This is a genomic window from Nocardiopsis exhalans (genome assembly GCF_024134545.1).
GTDB lineage: Bacteria > Actinomycetota > Actinomycetes > Streptosporangiales > Streptosporangiaceae > Nocardiopsis > Nocardiopsis exhalans.
Window position 1 is genome coordinate 2402718 of sequence record NZ_CP099837.1, and the last position, 18431, is coordinate 2421148.

An 18431-nucleotide genomic window follows, 5' to 3' on the forward strand; every position below is an offset into this window, starting at 1 on the left:
TCAGGGCCGGTCAGACGGCGGGAGCGGCGCCGAAGACCGGGTAGTGGTCGGAGTAGTCGTCATAGGTGTAGTCGCGGCCCCAGGAGCGGACCGTCCAGGGTTCGCTCTTCACGGCCCGCGTCTCGTTGACGTAGGACCGCGGGGCCGCGCCGTTGCGGACGGGCAGGACGTGGTCCAGCTGCTGCGGGTCCCAGTCGGGGTAGTCGTAGGCGGCGATCGAGTTGGTGGTGGGGTCCCAGGAGATCGCGTCGCCGGTGTAGGCCGGCTCCACGGCGTCGAGCCGCTTGACCGCCCGGTCCCATTCGGCGCTGCCGCCCACGATGTTCAGGTCACCGGCCACGTAGATCCGCTCGTCGTCGGGGATGGCCTTCTCGTCCAGCAGCGCGACGATCTGGTCCAGCTGGGCCTCGCGGACGCTCTCGTCCTCGCCGTCGGCGCAGGCGCTGTCCTCGGACTGCATGTGCGTGCCCACCACGTGCAGCGGGCCTTCGGGGGTCTCCAGCTCCACGTAGGCGAAGCCCTTGTTGGAGAACCAGTCGGCCCCGCAGGCGCGGGAGAACACGTGCTGTTCGGCGCGCAGGACCGGCCAGACGCTGTGCACGCTCACACCGCCGTTGGTGACGGTCTCGTGCCGGAAACCGGTGGTGTGGTCCCAGCCGGAGGTGGAGCGGCCCAGGACGGGTGTGCCGTGCGGGTACTCCTCGGCCAGTCCCGAGCGCAGGCGTTCGGCGCTGGAGTTCTCGAACAGTTCCTGCAGGACCACCACGTCCTGACCGGAGAGGAGGCCGTCCTGGACGGTCAGGTCGGCGCGGATGTCCTGGCCCCAGTTCGGGTAGAGGGCCTTGGGCAGCAGGAAGGCGTTGTGGGTGACGATGCGGGGGTGGGCCGCGTCCTGCTGGACGGAGGGGCCCGGTTCGGCGGAGGCGGGGGAGGCGGACAGGAGCGGGGAGATGAGCAGCGCGGACAGCAGCGCCGCCGTTGTTCGTCTGTACACGAACACAAAGCCTGGCCCAGCCACCGCACAGCATGACTACCAGCGGGTAACCATCGGGTGGAGACCACGTGCACGCCGGTTTCCGTGCGTCAGGGTCCCTGACGCTGTGTAGTTCACTCGGGCGCACCAGTCCCACGGGCCCGCGCACGCCACAGCTATCACAGACGACGAAGACCCCGCACACACCGTGAAACGAAAAGGTGTGCGCGAGGCCCGGATGTCGTCGGTCAGGCCCGCTGCGCGGTGCGCAGGGAGCAGTTCCCGCAGGTGCCGAACACCTCGACGGTGTGGGTCACCCCGGTGAATCCGTGCTGGGCCCCCACCTCGGCGGCCCACTTCTCCACGGTGGGGCCCTCGATCTCCACGGCAGTGGAGCACGAACGGCACACCAGGTGATGGTGGTGGCTCTCGGTGTCGCACGCACGGTAGACGGCCTCGCCGTCGTCGGTGCGCAGCACGTCCACCTCGCCGGAGTCGCTCAGCGCCTGCAGCGCCCGGTAGACCGTGGTCAGGCCGATCTTCGATCCGTCGGCCCGCAGGTCCGCGTAAAGGTCCTGCGCGCTACGGAAACCGGAGGACTCGGTCAGCGCCTGGCGAACCGCGTCGCGTCGTGTACTCATGGTGTCACCCTCCCCCGATCAGTCTGGGGCATCGTATCCGCCGGGCCCTCCGCAACGGGATGCAGGGGGGCCGGTGGGCGCCGCTTGGTCAGGCGGCGCAGGACCCCGCCGACGAGCACGGCGAGGCAGAAGAACGCCAGGGCGAGCAGCACGATCGTGGCGCCCGGCGAGAGGTCGGAGTAGAAGGCCGTGGTCAGGCCGCCGAGCGAGGAGAGCAGCCCGATCAGGATCGCCAACCCCATCGTCACCCGGAAGCTTCGGCTCAGCTGCTGGGCGGCGGCGACCGGGACGATCATCAGCGCGCTCACCATCAGCACACCCACCACCCGCATCGCGATCACCACGGTCAGCGCGGCGGTCACCGCCAGCAGGATGCTCAGGAAACGGACCGGGAGGCCGTGCGCCCTGGCCACCTCCTCGTCCTGACACAGCACGAACAGCTCGCGGCCGAACACCGCCAGCACCGCGATCACGCCGACCGCCAGCACACCCACGATCCAGATGTCCTGCTCGCCAACGGTGCTCACCGAGCCGAACAGGTAGGAGGTCAGGGTGGCGTTGCTCGCCCCCGGGGTCATCCCGATGAGCAGCACACCGCCCGCGATACCGCCGTAGAACAGCAGCGCCAGCGCCACGTCGCCGCTGGTACGCGTGCGCACCCGGACCAGCTCCATCACGATGGCGCCCGCGGTGGCCACGACGGCCGCGGTGAGCACCGGCGAAGTGCTGGTGAGCAGGCCCAGGGCCACGCCGGTCAGGGCGATGTGGCCGATGCCGTCACCCAGCAGGGCGAGCCGCCGCTGGACCAGGAAGGTGCCGATGATCGGGGTGACCAGGCCGACCAGCACCGCGGCGATCAGCGCGCGCCGCATGAACTCGTACTGGAGCAGCTCAGTCACGGCGGGGCACCTCGAGTCTGATCATCTCCGACGGCGCGGCAGTGGGCGCGGCGTGCGGATCGGGGTCGTTGGGGTCGGGGTGGGGGTGCTGGTGCTCGTGTCCGGGACGCGCGCACTCCCCGGTGGCCTCTGGCGCTGTGCCGTCGTGCACGATCCGGCCGTGGTCCAACACCACCGAGCGCTCGATGACCTCTTCCAGCGGGCCCAACTCGTGCAGGACCAGGACCACGGTGCTGCCGTGGTCGCGCAGGCGGGCGATGGCCTTGGCCAGTGCGCGCTGGTTCTCGGCGTCCACCCCGGCCATGGGCTCGTCCATCACGAAGGTGTCGGGCCGCCCGGCGAGCGCGCGGGCGATCAGCACCCGCTGCTGCTGGCCGCCGGAGAGCTCGCGCACGGCGCTACCGGCCCGGTCGGACAGGTCCACGGCGGCCAGGGCCTCGTCGACGGCAGCGCGGTCGGCCCGGGTCGGCCAGGAGAGCCGGCGGCGCCTGGCGACCTGCCCGGAGGCGACGATCTCGCGCACGGTGGCGGGCACGGCGCCCCCGGCGGTGAGCCGCTGAGGCACGTAGCCGATCCGCTTCCAGTCCCGGAACCGGCGCAGCGGCGTGCCGTGTACGAGGATCTCGCCGGAGCTGAGGGGGACGATGCCGAGCATCGCGCGCATCAGGGTGGACTTGCCCGAACCGTTGGGTCCGAGGACGGCCATGGTCTGACCCACGGGTATCTCGAGGCTGAGGTCGTCGAGGACGGGAACGCCGTCGTAGGCGACTCGCGCTTCGATGGCCTGGAAGGCGGGCGGGGTCTCGGGGCTCGGGGCCCCGTCCTCCGTGAACTGGGCAGACACTGCTTCATTATGGCGAAAACGAAAATGGTTGTCAAAATTAACGGGGGTGTCCTGTCCCTCAGAGGCCCGCCCCTCAGAAACCCAGCATCCGGGCCATGGCCAAGACCAGCACCACCAGCATCATCAGCACGCGGGGCACCCGCTGCTGCCGGGTCAGGGAGGGCCAGGTGAGGTAGGCCAGCCACAGGAAGAACACCGCCACCAGCAGCAGACACAGCGCGCCCAGTGGGCCGGGGGCCATCAGCCCCGCGATGAACAGTGCTCCCAAGATCACCGGCGGTATCCACCGCGGCCGCTGGTGCAACCAGACCAGGGGTACCGCGCTGCGCTGCTCGACCTCGCGGCGCAACCGCCCGGCGCCCGGTGTGAGAAGGCTGTCACCCAGGGGAAGGGGGCGTCCCTGCCCGGCTCGTCGTCGTTCGTCCTCGTGCTCGGGAGAGGCCATCGCCGCCCGTTCCTCTTCCTGTGTCCCGGCGCTGTGTACTCCGCCCGGGCCTGATGAGGGCCCTCAGGTGTGCGAACCGCGCCCCAGCGCCTGTGATAATCCTTGAAACGTTGGATCTGACCCTAGTGCAGGGACCTGGCACAGCGCCGGGTGAAGGCGCGGCAGCAGCGTGACACCGCCGCGCGATCCCCCCTCGCACCCGCATCCCCTTCTGTTCCGGGTTTGACACGAGACGGGTCAGGAACCGCCTACATTCAGTTACTGGCCGTCTGATCAACGCGGACCGTCCGCACCACGGTGCCCGCACGTCGTGCAAGCGACGAACCCTCCGGAGGGTGTCAATTTCCGTGCCCGAACCCACAGTTGTCGTGACGTTCGACGTCACCGAACCACACTTGCAGAACTGCCTCGACTCCCTGGCCCGTCAACGTGACGAGACCCAGGGCGGGGACGCGGCGCCCGACGGTGCCCTACGGCCGGACATCGAGGTCGTCCTCGTCCCGGTCCGCACCACCAACGGCGCCCCGAGACCGGCGCTCGCCGAACCCGGCTCCGCTGATCAGGGAGCCAACGGGGAGAACGGCGAGAACGGCGACAACGGGGACGAGGAGGGAACCCTCCCCGACCCCGACGCGCCCCGCCCCGAGGAGAACGACCAGGGCGACGAGGCCGTCGAGTCCGCCCGCGAGGACGGCCTGGCCACCGCCGCGGCCTTCGCTCAGGCGCCGCCCGCCGGGCTCAGCGTCACCCTGCTGTCCGGCGAACCGGCCCCGAACCACCCCGAGGCGCGTTCCCTGGGTGGTGCCGCGGCCACCGGCAGCCACCTGCTCTTCCTCACCGGCTCCGACGCGCTCACCGCCTACGCCCTGGCCTACCTGGTGCGCAGCGCGGCGGACACCCGCTCGGACCTGGTCGTCGGCAACGTCCACCAGTTCAACGAACTGGGTGCCGCGCCCTCCAAGGCGCACAGGAAGTTCGGCCGCCACCGGCTGGCGGAGGACCCCCGCTCCGTGCCCGGACTGGTGGCCGACGCCACCCTGGGCAACCGGCTCTGGCGCAAGGAGTTCTGGGACTCCCTGCCCGACCTCGACATCGCCCCGGAGGACACCGACCTCGCCCTCGGCCGGGCCACGCTGCTCGCCCGGGCCGTCGACGTCCTGCCCGCACCGGTCCTGCTGATGCGCGAACGCGAGAGCGCGGGCATCCCCCTGGACAGCGCGGTACTCACCCGGCGCATCACTCTCATGCGCGAACTCTCCGCCGAGCTCACCAGCGCCGACCGCGAGCAGTGGCACCGTATCCGCCTCCAGGGCGAACTCCACCGCATGCTCCTACGGCTCGACGACGCCGACGAGCAGGTCCGCGAGACCGCCATCGAGCTGCTGAACACCTACCTCGACGAGGTCCCCAACGCCCTCCTGCGCGGCCTCAACGTGCTGGACCGCCTGCTGCTCCACCTGGTGCGCAAACGGCGCCTGGCCGACGTGCTGGAGGTCGCGACCTTCGCCAAGAGCGTGGAGATCAAGAAAGCCACTGTCGTCCGGCAGGGGCTGGGCTACTACATTCGCTATCCGTTCTTCGGCGCCAAGGACCCGGACAAGGCCGTGCCCCGGGAGATCTACCGCCTCGAGGACGAGATCAAGGTCCGGCAGAAGACCGAGGACATCCGCTGGGAGAACGGCCGCCTGCACATCAGCGGCCGGTTCGGCATCCGCAACCTGCGGGCGCGCAAGCGCTGGCAGCAGCACGCGATCGCCTTCGTGGTCAACACCGCCACCAAGCGCCGCGTCCGCGTCCCGGTGCGTACCCGCCTGGCCGCCGAGTACCGCCTGCCCGACCTGCCCGACTCCGCCCGGCACGACTACGGCGGCTTCACCGTCGTCGTGGACCCGCGCCGCCTGCGCACCTCGGGGGGCTGGGTACCGGGCGAGTGGAAGGTCGAGCTCGTGGTGTTCAACCGCAGCCTGGCCCGGCGCCGCATCGTGTCCAGTCCGGTGGCCGGGCCGCCCGAGCGCCCCGGCTACCAGAGCGTGGGCGACGACGTGTGGATCCGCCCGCAGTGGAACAAGGACAAGCACCTGGTCATCGCGGTCGAACCGGCGCGCGTACGGGTCACCGAGCACCACTTCGACCCCCGGACCGCTGAACTGTCCCTGAGCGGCGAGCTGCTGTCCGCGCCCGCGGCCGAGGCCACCGAGCTCCGGCTGGTCCGGCGCCCGGGCACGGCCCAGCTCAGCTACCCGGTCACCATCCAGGGCGGCCGCTTCGACGCCAGGATCAGCGGTGAGGAGCTCTTCGCCCGCAGCCTCAGCGAGTGCGGCGGGGTGATCCGGCAGGAGGAGTGGGACGCCCACCTGGTCACCGACGACCAGCGCACCCTCCCGCTCGTTCTGCCCGAGGACGTCGAGACCACCGCCTACGACTCCGAGGGCGCCCAGCAGCAGCTGGCCGTCCAGCGCACCTTCACCGGCCACCTCAGGCTGCGCGCGGGTCGGGCCCGGCCGGTGGTCGACCGCGCCGAGTGGCAGGAGCGCGTCCTGGTCCTGGGCGGGGACTTCCCCTCCGGTGTGGACCTGAACATCGTCGCCAAGGCGCGGGGCCGGGACGAGGAGCACGAACTCACCGTGGAGCGTTCCGGAAACCGCTTCACGGCCCGGTTCGACCCCTCCCGCATCGCCACCCTGTCCGGTGAGCTCTCCCTGTCGACCGGCACCTACCAGCTGTGGGGCCGGGTCAGGGAGGATCCCGCCGAGAAGACCAAGGGAGCGGAGGGCGCCGAGGTAACCGGCGCGGACGTGGCCGGCGTGGACGTGGGTGTGGAGTTCGACGACACCCTCATCCACGGGCTGCCGCTGGAGACCGAGAGCCCCGAGCGCGCCTACACGCTCTCCTACCAGGGGCGCGGCATCCCGGTGCTGCAGGTCGGTACCGACCTGCGCCCCGCCGAGCGCGGCACCTTCGCCCAGCGCGAGCTCCGGGAGACCTTCTACCCGGCCCAGCGGGCGAAGGAGATCACCGAGGGCATCCTCTTCGACACCTACACCGGGCGCCAGTACTCCGACAGCCCGCAGAGCGTCTACGCCGAGCTGCGCAAGCGGGACAGGTGGGCCGACTACCCGATGTCATGGCTGGTCGCCGACGGGCAGGTCCGACTGCCGGACGACCTCACCCCGGTTCGGCACAAGGGCGAGGAGTACTACCGGGAACTGGCCCGCAGCCGGTACCTGGTGAGCAACTCCCGCCAGCCCGCGTGGTTCCACCGCCACCCGGACCAGGTGGTCGTGCAGACCTGGCACGGGTCGATGCTCAAGCGGATCGGCTTCGACGTGGAGAACATCCGCGGCAAGTCGCGCGACTACTTCGACAAGCTCGCGTGGGAGACCCGGCAGTGGGACTACCTGGTCTCGCCGAGCCCCTGGGCGACTCCGATCCTGCGCAGCGCCTTCAGGTTCGAGGGCGAGGTCCTGGAGACCGGTTACCCGCGCAACGACATCTTCTTCGCACCGGACCGCGAGGCGATCGCCGAACGCACCCGGCGCCTGCTCGGCCTGCCCGAGGGCAAGAAGGTGGTGCTGTACGCGCCCACCTGGCGCGACGACAAGTACTACACGCGCGGCAAGCACAAGCTTGATCTGCACCTGGACCTGCGCCGGATGTACGAGAAGCTCGGTGACGACCACGTGCTGCTGGTGCGCCGCCACCCGCGCGTGGTGGACAGCGTCCCGATCGTGGGGGAGGACTTCGTCTACGACGTGTCCCTGTACCCGGAGATCCAGGAGCTCTTCCTGATCACCGACGTGCTCGTCACGGACTACTCGTCGATGATGTTCGACTTCGCCAACACCGGTCGGCCCATGCTCTTCTTCACCTACGACCTGGAGAGCTACCGGGACAACCTGCGCGGGTTCTACTTCGACTTCGAGGAGACCGCGCCGGGGCCGCTGCTGACCCGCTCGGACGACGTCATCGGTGCCCTGCTGGACATCGACGAGGTCGCGGAGAAGAGCAGCGCCTCGTATCGGTCCTTCGTGGACCAGTTCTGCCCCCTGGACGACGGCCGCGCGTCGGCCAGGGTCGTGGACCGGGTCTTCGGCAAGGACTAGACAACCGATAGTCGTCGCGGGCCGTCCCCGAGCACCACCGGGGGCGGCCCGCTCCGTCGTCTGCGCCAGAATGGTCCCGTGATCGTCATCACCCGATACTCCGTGCCCGAGGCCGATACCGAGGCCTTCCGAACCGACGCCGACGCCGCAGTGGAGGTCCTCTCCCAGCGTCCGGGCTTCCGATGCCACCGCATCGGACGCGCCGCCGACGAACCCACGCTGTGGACCGTGGTCACCGAATGGGACGGCGCCGGCTACTACCGACGGGCCCTGTCGAACTTCGACGTCAAGGTCACCGCGGTGCCGCTGCTCTCCCGGGCCATCGACGAGCCCACCGCGTTCGAGATCCTCGCCAGCGGTGACACCAGCGCAGACGCTCCCTCCTGACGCCGGCTCCGCGGTGCGTACTCCGCGTGCTCGGGCGGACTCCGGCTGCGAACAAGGAGTGCGCGCCCGCCTCCGGATTGCTCTAGCCTGGTGGGAAGCGGTCGCCCGGTGCGCCACATCCGTGGCTCCGCGTGCGGACCGCTTCCCAACAGACCCGACGATGTATCGCGAACAGCGATCCACCGACCGCCAGCCGGATGGAGAGTCACCCCATGGCCGCCAAGTCAGAGGCAATGGACGCACTGGTCAACCTCGCCAAACGCCGAGGTCTGGTCTACCCCTCCAGTGAGATCTACGGAGGTCTGCGCGCCGCCTGGGACTACGGCCCCCTTGGCGTGGAGCTGAAGAACAACGTCAAGCGTCAGTGGTGGCGTTCGATGGTGCAGGAGCGGGACGACATCGTCGGCCTGGACTCCAGCGTGATCCTGGCCCGCGAGGTCTGGGAGGCCTCCGGCCACGTCAAGGAGTTCGTGGACCCGCTCACCGAGTGCCAGTCCTGCCACAAGCGCTTCCGTGCGGACCACCTCATCGAGGCCTACGCGGAGAAGCACGGCAAGGAGCCGGAGGAGGGCCTGGCGGCTATCGCCTGCCCCAACTGCGGTTCCAAGGCCTCCTTCACCGAGCCGCGCATGTTCAACGGCCTTCTGCGCACCTACCTGGGCCCGGTCCAGGACGAGAAGGGCCTCGCCTACCTGCGTCCGGAGACGGCGCAGGGCATCTTCATCAACTACAAGAACGTCGAGCAGAGCGCCCGCCGCAAGGTTCCCTTCGGTATCGGCCAGATCGGCAAGTCGTTCCGTAACGAGATCACCCCGGGCAACTTCATCTTCCGGACCCGCGAGTTCGAGCAGATGGAGATGGAGTTCTTCTGCAAGCCCGGTACCGATGAGGAATGGCACCAGTACTGGATCGACCAGCGCCACCAGTGGTACCTGGACCTGGGCATCGCCAAGGACAACCTGCGCGTGTACGAGCACCCGCAGGACAAGCTGTCCCACTACTCCAAGCGGACCGTGGACCTGGAGTACCGCTTCGGCTTCCAGGGCAGCGAGTGGGGTGAGCTCGAGGGTGTGGCCAACCGCACCGACTTCGACCTCCGCACGCACGCCGAGGCGTCGGGCGTCGACCTGTCGTACTTCGACCAGGAGAACAACGAGCGCTACATCCCGTACGTCATCGAGCCCGCGGCCGGTGTCGACCGGGCGGTGCTCACGTTCATGCTGGACGCGTACAACGTCGACGAGGCGCCCAACGCCAAGGGCAAGCTGGAGAAGCGCGCCGTGATGCGCCTGGACCCGCGCCTGTCCCCGGTCAAGGCCGCCGTCCTGCCGCTGTCGCGCAACACCGACCTCTCGCCCAAGGCCCGCGACCTCGCCGCCCTGCTGCGCAAGCGCTGGAACGTGGAGTTCGACGACGCCGGCGCGATCGGCCGCCGCTACCGCCGCCAGGACGAGATCGGTACGCCGTTCTGCGTGACGGTGGACTTCGACACGCTTGAGGACAACGCGGTGACCGTGCGCGAGCGCGACACCATGTCGCAGGAGCGCGTGTCCCTGGACCGCGTCGAGATGTACCTGTTGGAGCGCCTCCCCGGCTGCTAGCCGTGGAACCCCGGCCAGGGCACGCAGTGTGATCGGCCGCCTGTCCCCGTGAGGGGGCGGGCGGCCTTTTCGTGTACTCGCTCGTGCGCTGGGTTGGTGTGTGAGGCGCCCAAGGGTTGGGGCCCCGATCACCATCCGTGGCAAGCTGTACGGGATCGCGGGATGGGTGGTCGACGTGGCGACGTGGCGAGGCGGCCGGACCCGGGGGGATGTGGTTTCCGACCGCCTCTTCGGGTTCCCCGCCGCACACGGCAGGGAACCCTTTCTCAACCTAGCGTCAGGCCTGAGGCGATGTGGGGGAGTTTCGCCCTCCCTGTCCTGCCGCGTGAGTAAATCGTGACGACATCGACTGTGCGGTTGCCGGGGGCGGGTTCCCGGCTACAGCTCTCAACGTCCACGTGGTGGACGAGCGGGCATCGAAACGAGGCCTCGGTGAAAGGGGAACCGCACCCTTTCGCACACAGCCGGGCCTGGAACTCGGGTGAGGTGTCCGGCCCCGCCCTCGGCCCGATGGAGAATCCCCATGCGCGGACCGGTACGGGAACTGTTTGCCAGGGCGCGGTAGTACCTAGCTGTCTGCTGGCGCCTCGTTTCCGGTGAAGACCTGGCCGCACTGTTCGATTGCAGTGGCGAGGTAGGCGTCGGTCGGAACGTAACCGCCTTCGTCCTGCCCCGTTCCGGGGAGTCGTTCGTAACCTGGTTCCATTGCCTGCCAGTAGGAGGGGTAGACCTCACCGTCGGTCCGGTGCAGTAGGAACGTGGTGTGTGGTGGTCCGGCGAAGCGGATGCCGATGGAGTCGACGGCGCAGTAGACCTTGGTGAGTTCGTTGGTCCAGGGCCAGTGCTCGGCGTCGTTGCCGTGGGGTATCTGTGTGAAGACGTCCTTGTCGATGACGTGCGCCTCGGTCCAGCCGATGGTGTTGACGGCTGCGCCTGTTGGGGCCAGGGCGAGAAGAGTGAGTGCGACAGGCGCCAGAGTTCGTGCGAAACGGGGGACACGGGTTCCTTGCCGTCCTTTGTCTGTTGTCTGCCCATTGGTTATGGGGCGGTCGGCTCCTGGCCAGGGCTGGCCGGATGAAGTCCGCTCGGGGCACTTTGCTTCCGCCTCTTGGAGGAGCAGAGCTGATTGGCCTGCTCTGGCCAGGGAGGCGAGGACAGCGCGCAGGAGACCGCGGGGGTTGCGGTCCTGGGCCGTTCCGGCCGCGACAGTGACTTCAGCGATGGTACGACGCGGGCTGGTCGGCTGTAACACCACTGGCCGATGGGTGTCCGGGCCCGACCCGAAGGGGGAGGGCGTTTCTGCGCTCGGGATGCTTCCGTCCCGTTCGGCCTGGTCAGGCCGCCGTGTAGACCACGAACGACACCGCGATGTAGTGGCAGACGAACGCCGCGATGGTCAGTGAATGGAAGATCTCGTGGAAGCCGAACCAGCGCGGGGCGGGGTCGGGTCGTTTGAGGCCGTAGACCACGGCGCCGACGCTGTAGAGCACGCCGCCCACGAGGATGAGGATCCAGGCGGCCGGGTGGGTGCCCTCGACCAGGTCCGGGATGAACAGCACCGCGACCCAGCCGATGGCCAGGTAGAGGGCGGTGGACAGCCAGCGCGGGGAGTTCAGCCACAGGAGCTTGAACGCCACCCCGGCGATGGCCCCGCCCCAGACCAGCGCGAGCATGGCCGTGCGCAGGGTGCCCTCCAGGACGAGCACGATGAACGGCGTGTAGGTGCCCGCGATGATCAGGTAGATGTTCGAGTGGTCCATACGGCGCAGGACTTTCTGTGCGCGCGGGGACCAGCGGCCCACGTGGTAGACGGCCGAGGTGCTGAACAGCATCACCGAGCTGAGGGCGTACACCGCGCTGGCGATCATGGCGGGCACGGTGGGGGAGAGCACCACCAGGACGATGCCCGCGGCCAGGGCGATCGGGGCGGTGCCCAGGTGCAGCCAGCCGCGGAGGCGGGGTTTGACGGACTCCAGAAGATCTCCGGCGGCAGCGGCGGCCCGTTCGGGGACGGAGGCCTCCGCGTTCCCTGTTTCCCGGTCCTTCGACACCCTTCGCACCCCTTTGATCCAGTGAACCCCGCTCGGTGGCGGGCCACACCGCAAAGCCTAACTTACGGATGCGTAGGTTACTTACTGGTAATGCTGTGTCGCGCCGCACAGTCGCTTGCTGGGAGGCCTGTGTGGCGGGGGAGTGGTTGTGTTCCTGGTTTTGGTCGGCACTGTTCGCTCTTGACCTACTGTTAGGTTGCGGTCAAGCGCCCGTGACCAGCGGTGTCGCCTGTCGCATCGCTGCCCCTGTGCCGTTTTGGCTCGTGGGGACACGTGTGCCCAAGCTGGACCATTGGTATAGACCTTTTTAACGCCTGTGAACAGGTGTTATGCCGTAAAACGGTGGTTCATGGAGGGTTACTTTTGCGGAGTGTGGATAGAGTCGCGCCCAACAGCTGGCCGACCCGACGCCGAGTCGCCGAGAGAGAACGAGGGAGCACCCCCGTGACCAAGTACGTCTACAAGTTCACCGAGGGCAACAAGGACCTGAAGGATCTGCTCGGTGGCAAGGGGGCCAACCTCGCCGAGATGACCAACATCGGTCTCCCGGTTCCCCCCGGCTTCACCATCACTACCGAGGCGTGCCGTCACTACCTGGAGAGCGGTGCCGTTCCCGCGGGCCTGGACGCCGAGATCGAGGCCAACCTCAAGGAACTCGAGAAGTCCATGGGGCGCAGGCTCGGCCAGCCCGATGATCCGCTCCTGGTGAGCGTACGTTCGGGTGCCAGATTCTCCATGCCCGGCATGATGGAGACCGTCCTCAACATCGGCCTCAACGACGAGTCCGTCGTCGGCCTGGCCACCCAGGGCGGCGACGAGCGCTTCGCCTGGGACTCCTACCGGCGCCTCATCCAGATGTTCGGCAAGACCGTGCAGGACATCGACGGCGAGCTCTTCGAGGACGTCATCGACGAGCTCAAGGCCGCCAAGGGCATCACCAACGATCTGGACCTGGACGCCGACGACTTCCGTCAGCTCGTGGCCCGGTTCAAGGAGATCGTCGCCGAGCAGACCGGCAAGCCCTTCCCGACCGACCCGCGCGAGCAGATGACGCTCGCCGTCCAGGCGGTCTTCGACTCCTGGAACGCGCCCCGCGCCGTGCTCTACCGCCGCCAGGAGCGCATCCCCGCCGATCTGGGCACCGCCGTCAACATCTGCTCCATGGTCTTCGGCAACCTCGGCATGGATTCGGGCACCGGCGTCGCCTTCACCCGCGACCCCGCCTCCGGCCAGCCCGGTGTCTACGGCGACTACCTCCAGAACGCGCAGGGCGAGGACGTGGTGGCGGGCATCCGCAACACCGTTCCCCTCGCGGACCTGGAGAAGATCGACGCCCGCAGCTACGAGCAGCTCATGGGCATCATGGACACGCTCGAGAACCACTACCGCGACCTGTGCGACATCGAGTTCACCATCGAGCGCGGCAAACTGTGGATGCTGCAGACCCGGGTGGGCAAGCGCACCGCCGCGGCCGCCTTCCGTATCGCCGACCAGCTCGTCGACCAGGGCATGATCACCCTCGACGAGGCGGTCCAGCGCGTCACCGGCGACCAGCTCGCCCAGCTGATGTTCCCGCGCTTCGACGACGTCGCCGCCGCCGGGGACGGCGTCCACCGCCTGGGCCGCGGCATGAACGCCTCGCCCGGCGCCGCGGTCGGCAAGGCCGTCTTCGACTCCTACACCGCCGTCAAGTGGTCGCGCAGCGGCGAGAAGGTCATCCTCTGCCGCCGCGAGACCAACCCCGACGACCTCGAGGGCATGATCGCCGCCGAGGGCATCCTCACCAGCCGCGGCGGCAAGACCTCGCACGCGGCCGTCGTCGCCCGCGGCATGGGCAAGACCTGCGTCTGCGGTGCGGAGGAGCTCGACATCGACACCAAGAACCGGCGTATGACGGCGCCGGGCGGCGAGGTGATCGAGGAGGGCGACGTCATCGCCATCGACGGCACCAGCGGCCAGGTCTACCTCGGCGAGGTGCCGGTCGTGGACTCCCCGGTGGTCCGCTACTTCGAGGGCGAGATCGACCCCGCCTCCGACCAGGCCGACGACCTCGTGCGTTCGGTGGACCGGCTCATGCACTACGTGGACGCCGCCCGCCGCATGTACGTGCGCGCCAACGCCGACACCCCCGAGGACGCGGCCCGCGCCCGCCGCATGGGCGCCCAGGGCATCGGCCTGTGCCGCACCGAGCACATGTTCCTCGGCGACCGCCGCCAGCTGGTCGAGCGCCTCATCCTGGCCGACACCCCCGACGAGCAGCAGGAGTCCCTGGACGCCCTGCTGCCGCTCCAGCGCGCGGACTTCAACGGCATCCTCGACGCCATGGACGGCCTGCCCGTCACCGTCCGCCTGCTCGACCCGCCGCTGCACGAGTTCCTGCCCGACATCACCGAGTTGTCGGTGCGCGTGGCGGTGGCCGAGGCCCGCGGCGAGAGCCACGAGAACGACCTGCGCGTCCTGCAGGCCGTACACAAGCTCCACGAGCAGAACCCGATGCTGGGCCTGCGCGGCGTGCGCCTGGGCCTGGTCGTGCCCGGCCTGTTCACCATGCAGGTCCGCGCCATCGCCCAGGCCGCGGTGGACCGGATCAAGGAGGGCGGCCGCCCCCGTCCGGAGATCATGATTCCGCTGGTCGGTACCGTCCAGGAGCTGGAGATCATCCGCGACGACGCCCAGCGCGTGCTGCGCGAGGTGGGCGAGGAGAACGGCCTGGAGCTGGACTTCCCGGTCGGCACCATGATCGAGTTGCCCAGGGCCGCGCTCACCGCCGGGCAGATCGCGGAGAACGCCGAGTTCTTCTCCTTCGGCACCAACGACCTCACCCAGACCGTGTGGGGCTTCTCCCGCGACGACGTGGAGGCCTCCTTCTTCTCCGCCTACCTGGAGAAGGGTGTCTTCGGGGTGTCGCCGTTCGAGTCCCTGGACGTGGACGGCGTCGGCCGCCTGATCCGCATCGCGGTGGAGGAGGGCCGCGCCGCTCGTCCGGGTATCAAGCTCGGTGTGTGCGGCGAGCACGGCGGTGACCCGGCCTCGGTGCACTTCTTCCACAAGGTGGGCCTGGACTACGTCTCCTGCTCGCCCTTCCGGGTACCCGTGGCCCGCCTGGAGGCGGGCCGGGCCGCAGGGCGCTCCGCCCAGGGCTGATCCTGACCCGAGGCCGGATCTGAGCCGAACCGGGCCGACGTGGCGGCGCGCCTGCGACAGGCGCGCCGCCACGGGCGCTTCACGGGTTCGGGGCGACTAGAATCGGGCATCACGGCGGAGGTCGACCGGAAAGTCGGCTGTGACCTTTTCGTGATATATTCTGGCCCTCGGTACGCTGCTCATACACGATGTCTGAATCCGCCATCCCACCGGCGGGAGCTCGGGCACGTTCGGCCACCTACCCCACGTCCACTCCCCTTCGCCAGCCGGGGATGCCCGCGAACCAGCGGTGGACACCGGGCGTCCCAGTGGGCGTACCGTGTCCAGATCAAACCAAGCGGAGGTGAGCCGGTGCGAACGGCCAGCGACGGTCGCGGCGAAGAGCCGTGGGAGGACCCCACCACAACTCCGGTCTCCGCTGACAACGAGGCCACCCAGGTCTTCTCCCGTGACGGGTTCTCCGGATCCGCCCCGGCCGCCGAGGCCACGCGGGAGTTCTCCAGGGCGCCCCAGGCCCCGGCCGATGGCGGTGCCACCCAGGTGTTCACCGGCGACGACGGCGCAGGGGACACCCGCGAGTTCAACCGCTCCGAGGCGGGCGACGAGAACAACGCGTTCACCCGCAGGTTCGTCCGGGACCGGCCGCTGCCGCGCGCCCAGGGGGACCGCCCCCTGTCCCGGGAGGCGCGGGGTGACGCGGATCCGGTCGGCCGCGGTTCGGACGAGCAGGGTGACGCGGCCCCGGCGGGTGACCAGCCGTGGGAGGAACCGCGGGCGGACGAACCCCGCCGACATCGCGACCGCCGCTCCGTCCCGCCCCGCGAGCCCCGGCCCCACCAGCCCAAGCGACGCAAGCGACGCCGCTTCCGTGTGCGCTGGATCATCGCCCTGATCCTGGTCACAGCCCTCGCCATCCCGCCCGGCACCTGGGGTTGGGTCTGGTACACCGCCCGCCAGGACGACCGCACCGCCTCCGACGCCATCATCGTGCTCGGCGCCAGCCAGTACAACGGTGTTCCCTCACCCGTCTTCGAGGCCCGCCTGCGCCAGGCCCAGGTCCTCTACCTGGACGGTGTGGCGCCCTACATCGTCACCGTCGGCGGGAAACAGCCCGACGACGCCTACACCGAGGCCGCCGCGGGCCGGAACTGGCTCGTGGAGGTGGGCATCCCCGCCGAACAGGTCATCGCGGTGGAGGAGGGCAGCGACACCCTCCAGAGCTTCCAGGCGATGGAGGAGGTCTTCACCGTCAACGAGTGGGAGACCGCCATCCTCGTCTCCGACCCCTGGCACAGCCTGCGTTCCAAGGTCATGGCCGCCGACCACGGCATCGAGGCGGGCACCTCACCCTCACGCTCCGGCCCGGCCGTCATCGAACGCCGCACCCAGCTGTGGTACATCACCAGGGAAACCGCCTCTCTCTGGTACTACTGGATTTTCAACGACAGCAGCGACATCCGCGTCAACGCGGCCTGACCAGGGCCAATGACGCGTTCTGTCACAGTCGGGAAGTAGGCTCGGGGCCATGACGACCACCCCCGGCGAACCCGTGCGCACCGAGAACACCGTGCGTTCCGAAAACACCGCACGGCCCGAGAACACCGTGTCGGCCTACACCGCGCGGGACACCGAACGCCTGCACCAGGAGTCACGCAAGAGCCGCAGACGCGGACCCTTCGAACGGGACCGCGCCCGCGTCCTGCACAGCTCCGCCCTGCGCCGGCTCTCCGCCAAGACCCAGGTCGTCCAACCCGGGGTGAGCGACTTCCCGCGCACCCGGCTCACCCACTCCCTGGAGTGCGCCCAGATCGGTCGCGAACTCGGCCAGGCCCTGGGCTGCGACCCCGACCTCGTCGAGGCCGCCTGCCTGTCCCACGACCTCGGCCACCCGCCCTTCGGCCACAACGGCGAACGCGCGCTGGACGAGGCCGCCGCTGCCTGCGGCGGGTTCGAGGGCAACGCCCAGAGCCTGCGCCTGCTCATCCGGCTGGAGGGCAAGGTCATCGACCCCGACGGTCGCAGCGCCGGGCTCAACCTCACCCGTGCCACCCTGGACGCCACCGTCAAGTACCCCTGGCGTCGCGGCGAGGGCGGCGACACCCACAAGTTCAACTGCTACCCCGACGACTCCGAGGCCTTCGCCTGGCTGCGCGAGGGCGCGCCCGCCGGGCGCACCTGCTTCGAGGCGCAGGTCATGGACTGGGCCGACGACGTCGCCTACTCCGTGCACGACGTCGAGGACGCCCTACACGCCGGACTGGTCAGCATGGCCGCCCTGCGCGACCCCGGCCAGCGCGCCGAGGTCTGCCGCATCGCCGCCGCCCGCTACTGCGACGCCGACGAGGCCGAACTCGACGAGGTGTTCACCGAACTGCTGGCCGAGCCCGTCTGGCCCAGCGAGTTCACCGGCGACCTCGCCTCCCTGGCCGCCCTCAAGAACCTCACCAGCGAACTCATCGGCCGCTTCTGCCGGGCCGCCGAACGCGCCACCCGCAAGGCCCACGGCCCCGGCCGCCTCACCCGCTACCGCGCCGACCTCGTCCTGCCCCGCCGCGCCCTCCTGGAGTGTGCCCTGCTCAAGGCGGTGGCCGCGCACTTCGTCATGTCCCGCGAAGAGGCCCGGATCTACCAGGCCGAGGAACGCCGCACCATCACCGAACTGGTCGGCGCCCTGCGGCTCGGTGCCCCCGGCGCCCTCGACCCGCAGTTCCGCGACTCCTTCGAGAACGCGCCCAACGACGCCGCGGCCCTGCGTGTCATCGTCGACCAGGTCGCCTCCCTCACCGACACCTCGGCCACCGCGCTGCACGCCCAGCTCGTGCGCTGACCGATACAGCAGGGCCCGGGACGGCAGGACTCGGAACATAGGGAAAGTTCCGAAACCGGCGGCGCTTACCGGTCGTGACGGGCCCCGTGCCGGTGCGGACCCCGCCGAGGTCGGCGAGGCCGCGGTCCGCCTGCTCCTGGCCGAGCCAGAAGATCTGGAAGAGGCGGAGGCGAACCCGGAGAAGGGCAGGGCAGCCACCTCCCTACTCCTCCCGGTCCGCCCGCGCGTGCGCCGAAGCACCGGGCCGCAGCCCGCGCGCCGTCTTCGTTAGGCGCTCGCTGGCCCACCGGTAGCCGCGGATCCCCCGGAAGATCCGTTCCGGCTCCATCTGCCGGGCGTCGAAGACCCGCCCGGCACCAGGGCCAGGGGCTGGCTCACACCGGGCGGTAGGACCCATCTTCGGCCGGGCCCGTGAGCAGGTGTACGGTCTCGCACCGGAAGGGACTTCCTGGGGAAGGAAATGATCCTCCACGGTGGTACCCGGGCCCAGCCCTCAGGCGGCGCCCGGATGTCCGG

The 18431-nt window shown here is 69.6% G+C and carries 13 protein-coding genes; 6 read left to right on the forward strand and 7 right to left on the reverse strand.

The features are described 5' to 3' along the window. Positions 1-10 precede the first annotated feature (10 nt). The 5 genes from sph to NE857_RS10795 form a co-directional block, all read right to left on the reverse strand. Positions 11-994, reverse strand: coding sequence for a sphingomyelin phosphodiesterase (gene sph, locus NE857_RS10775; protein ID WP_254420864.1), 984 nt, complete (start codon positions 992-994; stop codon positions 11-13). Positions 995-1221: 227 nt separating this feature from the next. After that, positions 1222-1614, reverse strand: coding sequence for a Fur family transcriptional regulator (locus NE857_RS10780; RefSeq protein WP_254420865.1), 393 nt, complete (start codon positions 1612-1614; stop codon positions 1222-1224). Continuing rightward, on the reverse strand, positions 1611-2513 hold the full coding sequence (locus NE857_RS10785; protein ID WP_254420866.1) for a metal ABC transporter permease: 903 nt from the start codon (positions 2511-2513) through the stop codon (positions 1611-1613). The genes NE857_RS10780 and NE857_RS10785 overlap by 4 nt, the downstream gene beginning before the upstream one ends. Then, entirely contained in the window at positions 2506-3357 is an 852-nt protein-coding gene (locus NE857_RS10790) for a metal ABC transporter ATP-binding protein (protein WP_254420867.1), read from the reverse strand. The genes NE857_RS10785 and NE857_RS10790 overlap by 8 nt, the downstream gene beginning before the upstream one ends. Before the next feature lie 73 nt (positions 3358-3430). Continuing rightward, positions 3431-3802: a DUF6703 family protein gene (locus NE857_RS10795; RefSeq protein WP_254420868.1), complete on the reverse strand. Its 372-nt coding sequence runs from the start codon at positions 3800-3802 to the stop codon at positions 3431-3433. A 347-nt stretch (positions 3803-4149) separates the two neighbouring features. On the opposite strand from NE857_RS10795, the gene NE857_RS10800 reads away from it, so the two are divergent. The 3 genes from NE857_RS10800 (at position 4150) to NE857_RS10810 (ending at position 9893) form a co-directional block, all read left to right on the forward strand. Continuing rightward, entirely contained in the window at positions 4150-7905 is a 3756-nt protein-coding gene (locus NE857_RS10800; protein ID WP_254420869.1) for a bifunctional glycosyltransferase/CDP-glycerol:glycerophosphate glycerophosphotransferase, read from the forward strand. Positions 7906-7983: 78 nt separating this feature from the next. Beyond that, complete coding sequence (locus NE857_RS10805) at positions 7984-8292, forward strand: antibiotic biosynthesis monooxygenase family protein (protein ID WP_254420870.1); 309 nt, start codon at positions 7984-7986, stop codon at positions 8290-8292. 212 nt (positions 8293-8504) lie between these two features. Beyond that, the gene (locus NE857_RS10810) at positions 8505-9893 is read left to right on the forward strand and encodes a glycine--tRNA ligase (protein ID WP_254420871.1); all 1389 of its coding nucleotides are present in this window, start codon (positions 8505-8507) and stop codon (positions 9891-9893) included. 568 nt (positions 9894-10461) lie between these two features. Here the strand turns inward: NE857_RS10810 and NE857_RS10815 are convergent. Continuing rightward, positions 10462-11148: a TylF/MycF family methyltransferase gene (locus NE857_RS10815; protein WP_254420872.1), complete on the reverse strand. Its 687-nt coding sequence runs from the start codon at positions 11146-11148 to the stop codon at positions 10462-10464. 79 nt (positions 11149-11227) lie between these two features. Then, complete coding sequence (trhA, locus tag NE857_RS10820) at positions 11228-11944, reverse strand: PAQR family membrane homeostasis protein TrhA (protein ID WP_254420873.1); 717 nt, start codon at positions 11942-11944, stop codon at positions 11228-11230. A 444-nt stretch (positions 11945-12388) separates the two neighbouring features. Here trhA and ppdK point away from each other — a divergent pair, with 444 nt between their 5' ends. The 3 genes from ppdK to NE857_RS10835 all read left to right on the forward strand — a co-directional run bounded on the left by ppdK (position 12389) and on the right by NE857_RS10835 (position 17915). Then, entirely contained in the window at positions 12389-15088 is a 2700-nt protein-coding gene (gene ppdK / locus NE857_RS10825) for a pyruvate, phosphate dikinase (protein WP_254420874.1), read from the forward strand. A 351-nt stretch (positions 15089-15439) separates the two neighbouring features. Continuing rightward, positions 15440-16564: an ElyC/SanA/YdcF family protein gene (locus NE857_RS10830; protein WP_254420875.1), complete on the forward strand. Its 1125-nt coding sequence runs from the start codon at positions 15440-15442 to the stop codon at positions 16562-16564. 49 nt (positions 16565-16613) lie between these two features. Further along, positions 16614-17915 carry a deoxyguanosinetriphosphate triphosphohydrolase gene (locus NE857_RS10835; RefSeq protein ID WP_254420876.1) on the forward strand — a complete coding sequence of 434 codons (1302 nt, stop codon included), beginning with the start codon at positions 16614-16616 and terminating at the stop codon, positions 17913-17915. Positions 17916-18431: the final 516 nt, after the last annotated feature.

Bases quoted from the DNA above. Each gene is read 5' to 3' on its own strand.
- NE857_RS10780 (WP_254420865.1), bottom strand. From the start codon at position 1,614: ATGAGTACACGACGCGACGCGGTTCGCCAGGCGCTGACCGAGTCCTCC.
- NE857_RS10795 (WP_254420868.1), bottom strand. From the start codon at position 3,802: ATGGCCTCTCCCGAGCACGAGGACGAACGACGACGAGCCGGGCAGGGA.
- NE857_RS10810 (WP_254420871.1), top strand. From the start codon at position 8,505: ATGGCCGCCAAGTCAGAGGCAATGGACGCACTGGTCAACCTCGCCAAA.
- NE857_RS10835 (WP_254420876.1), top strand. From the start codon at position 16,614: ATGACGACCACCCCCGGCGAACCCGTGCGCACCGAGAACACCGTGCGT.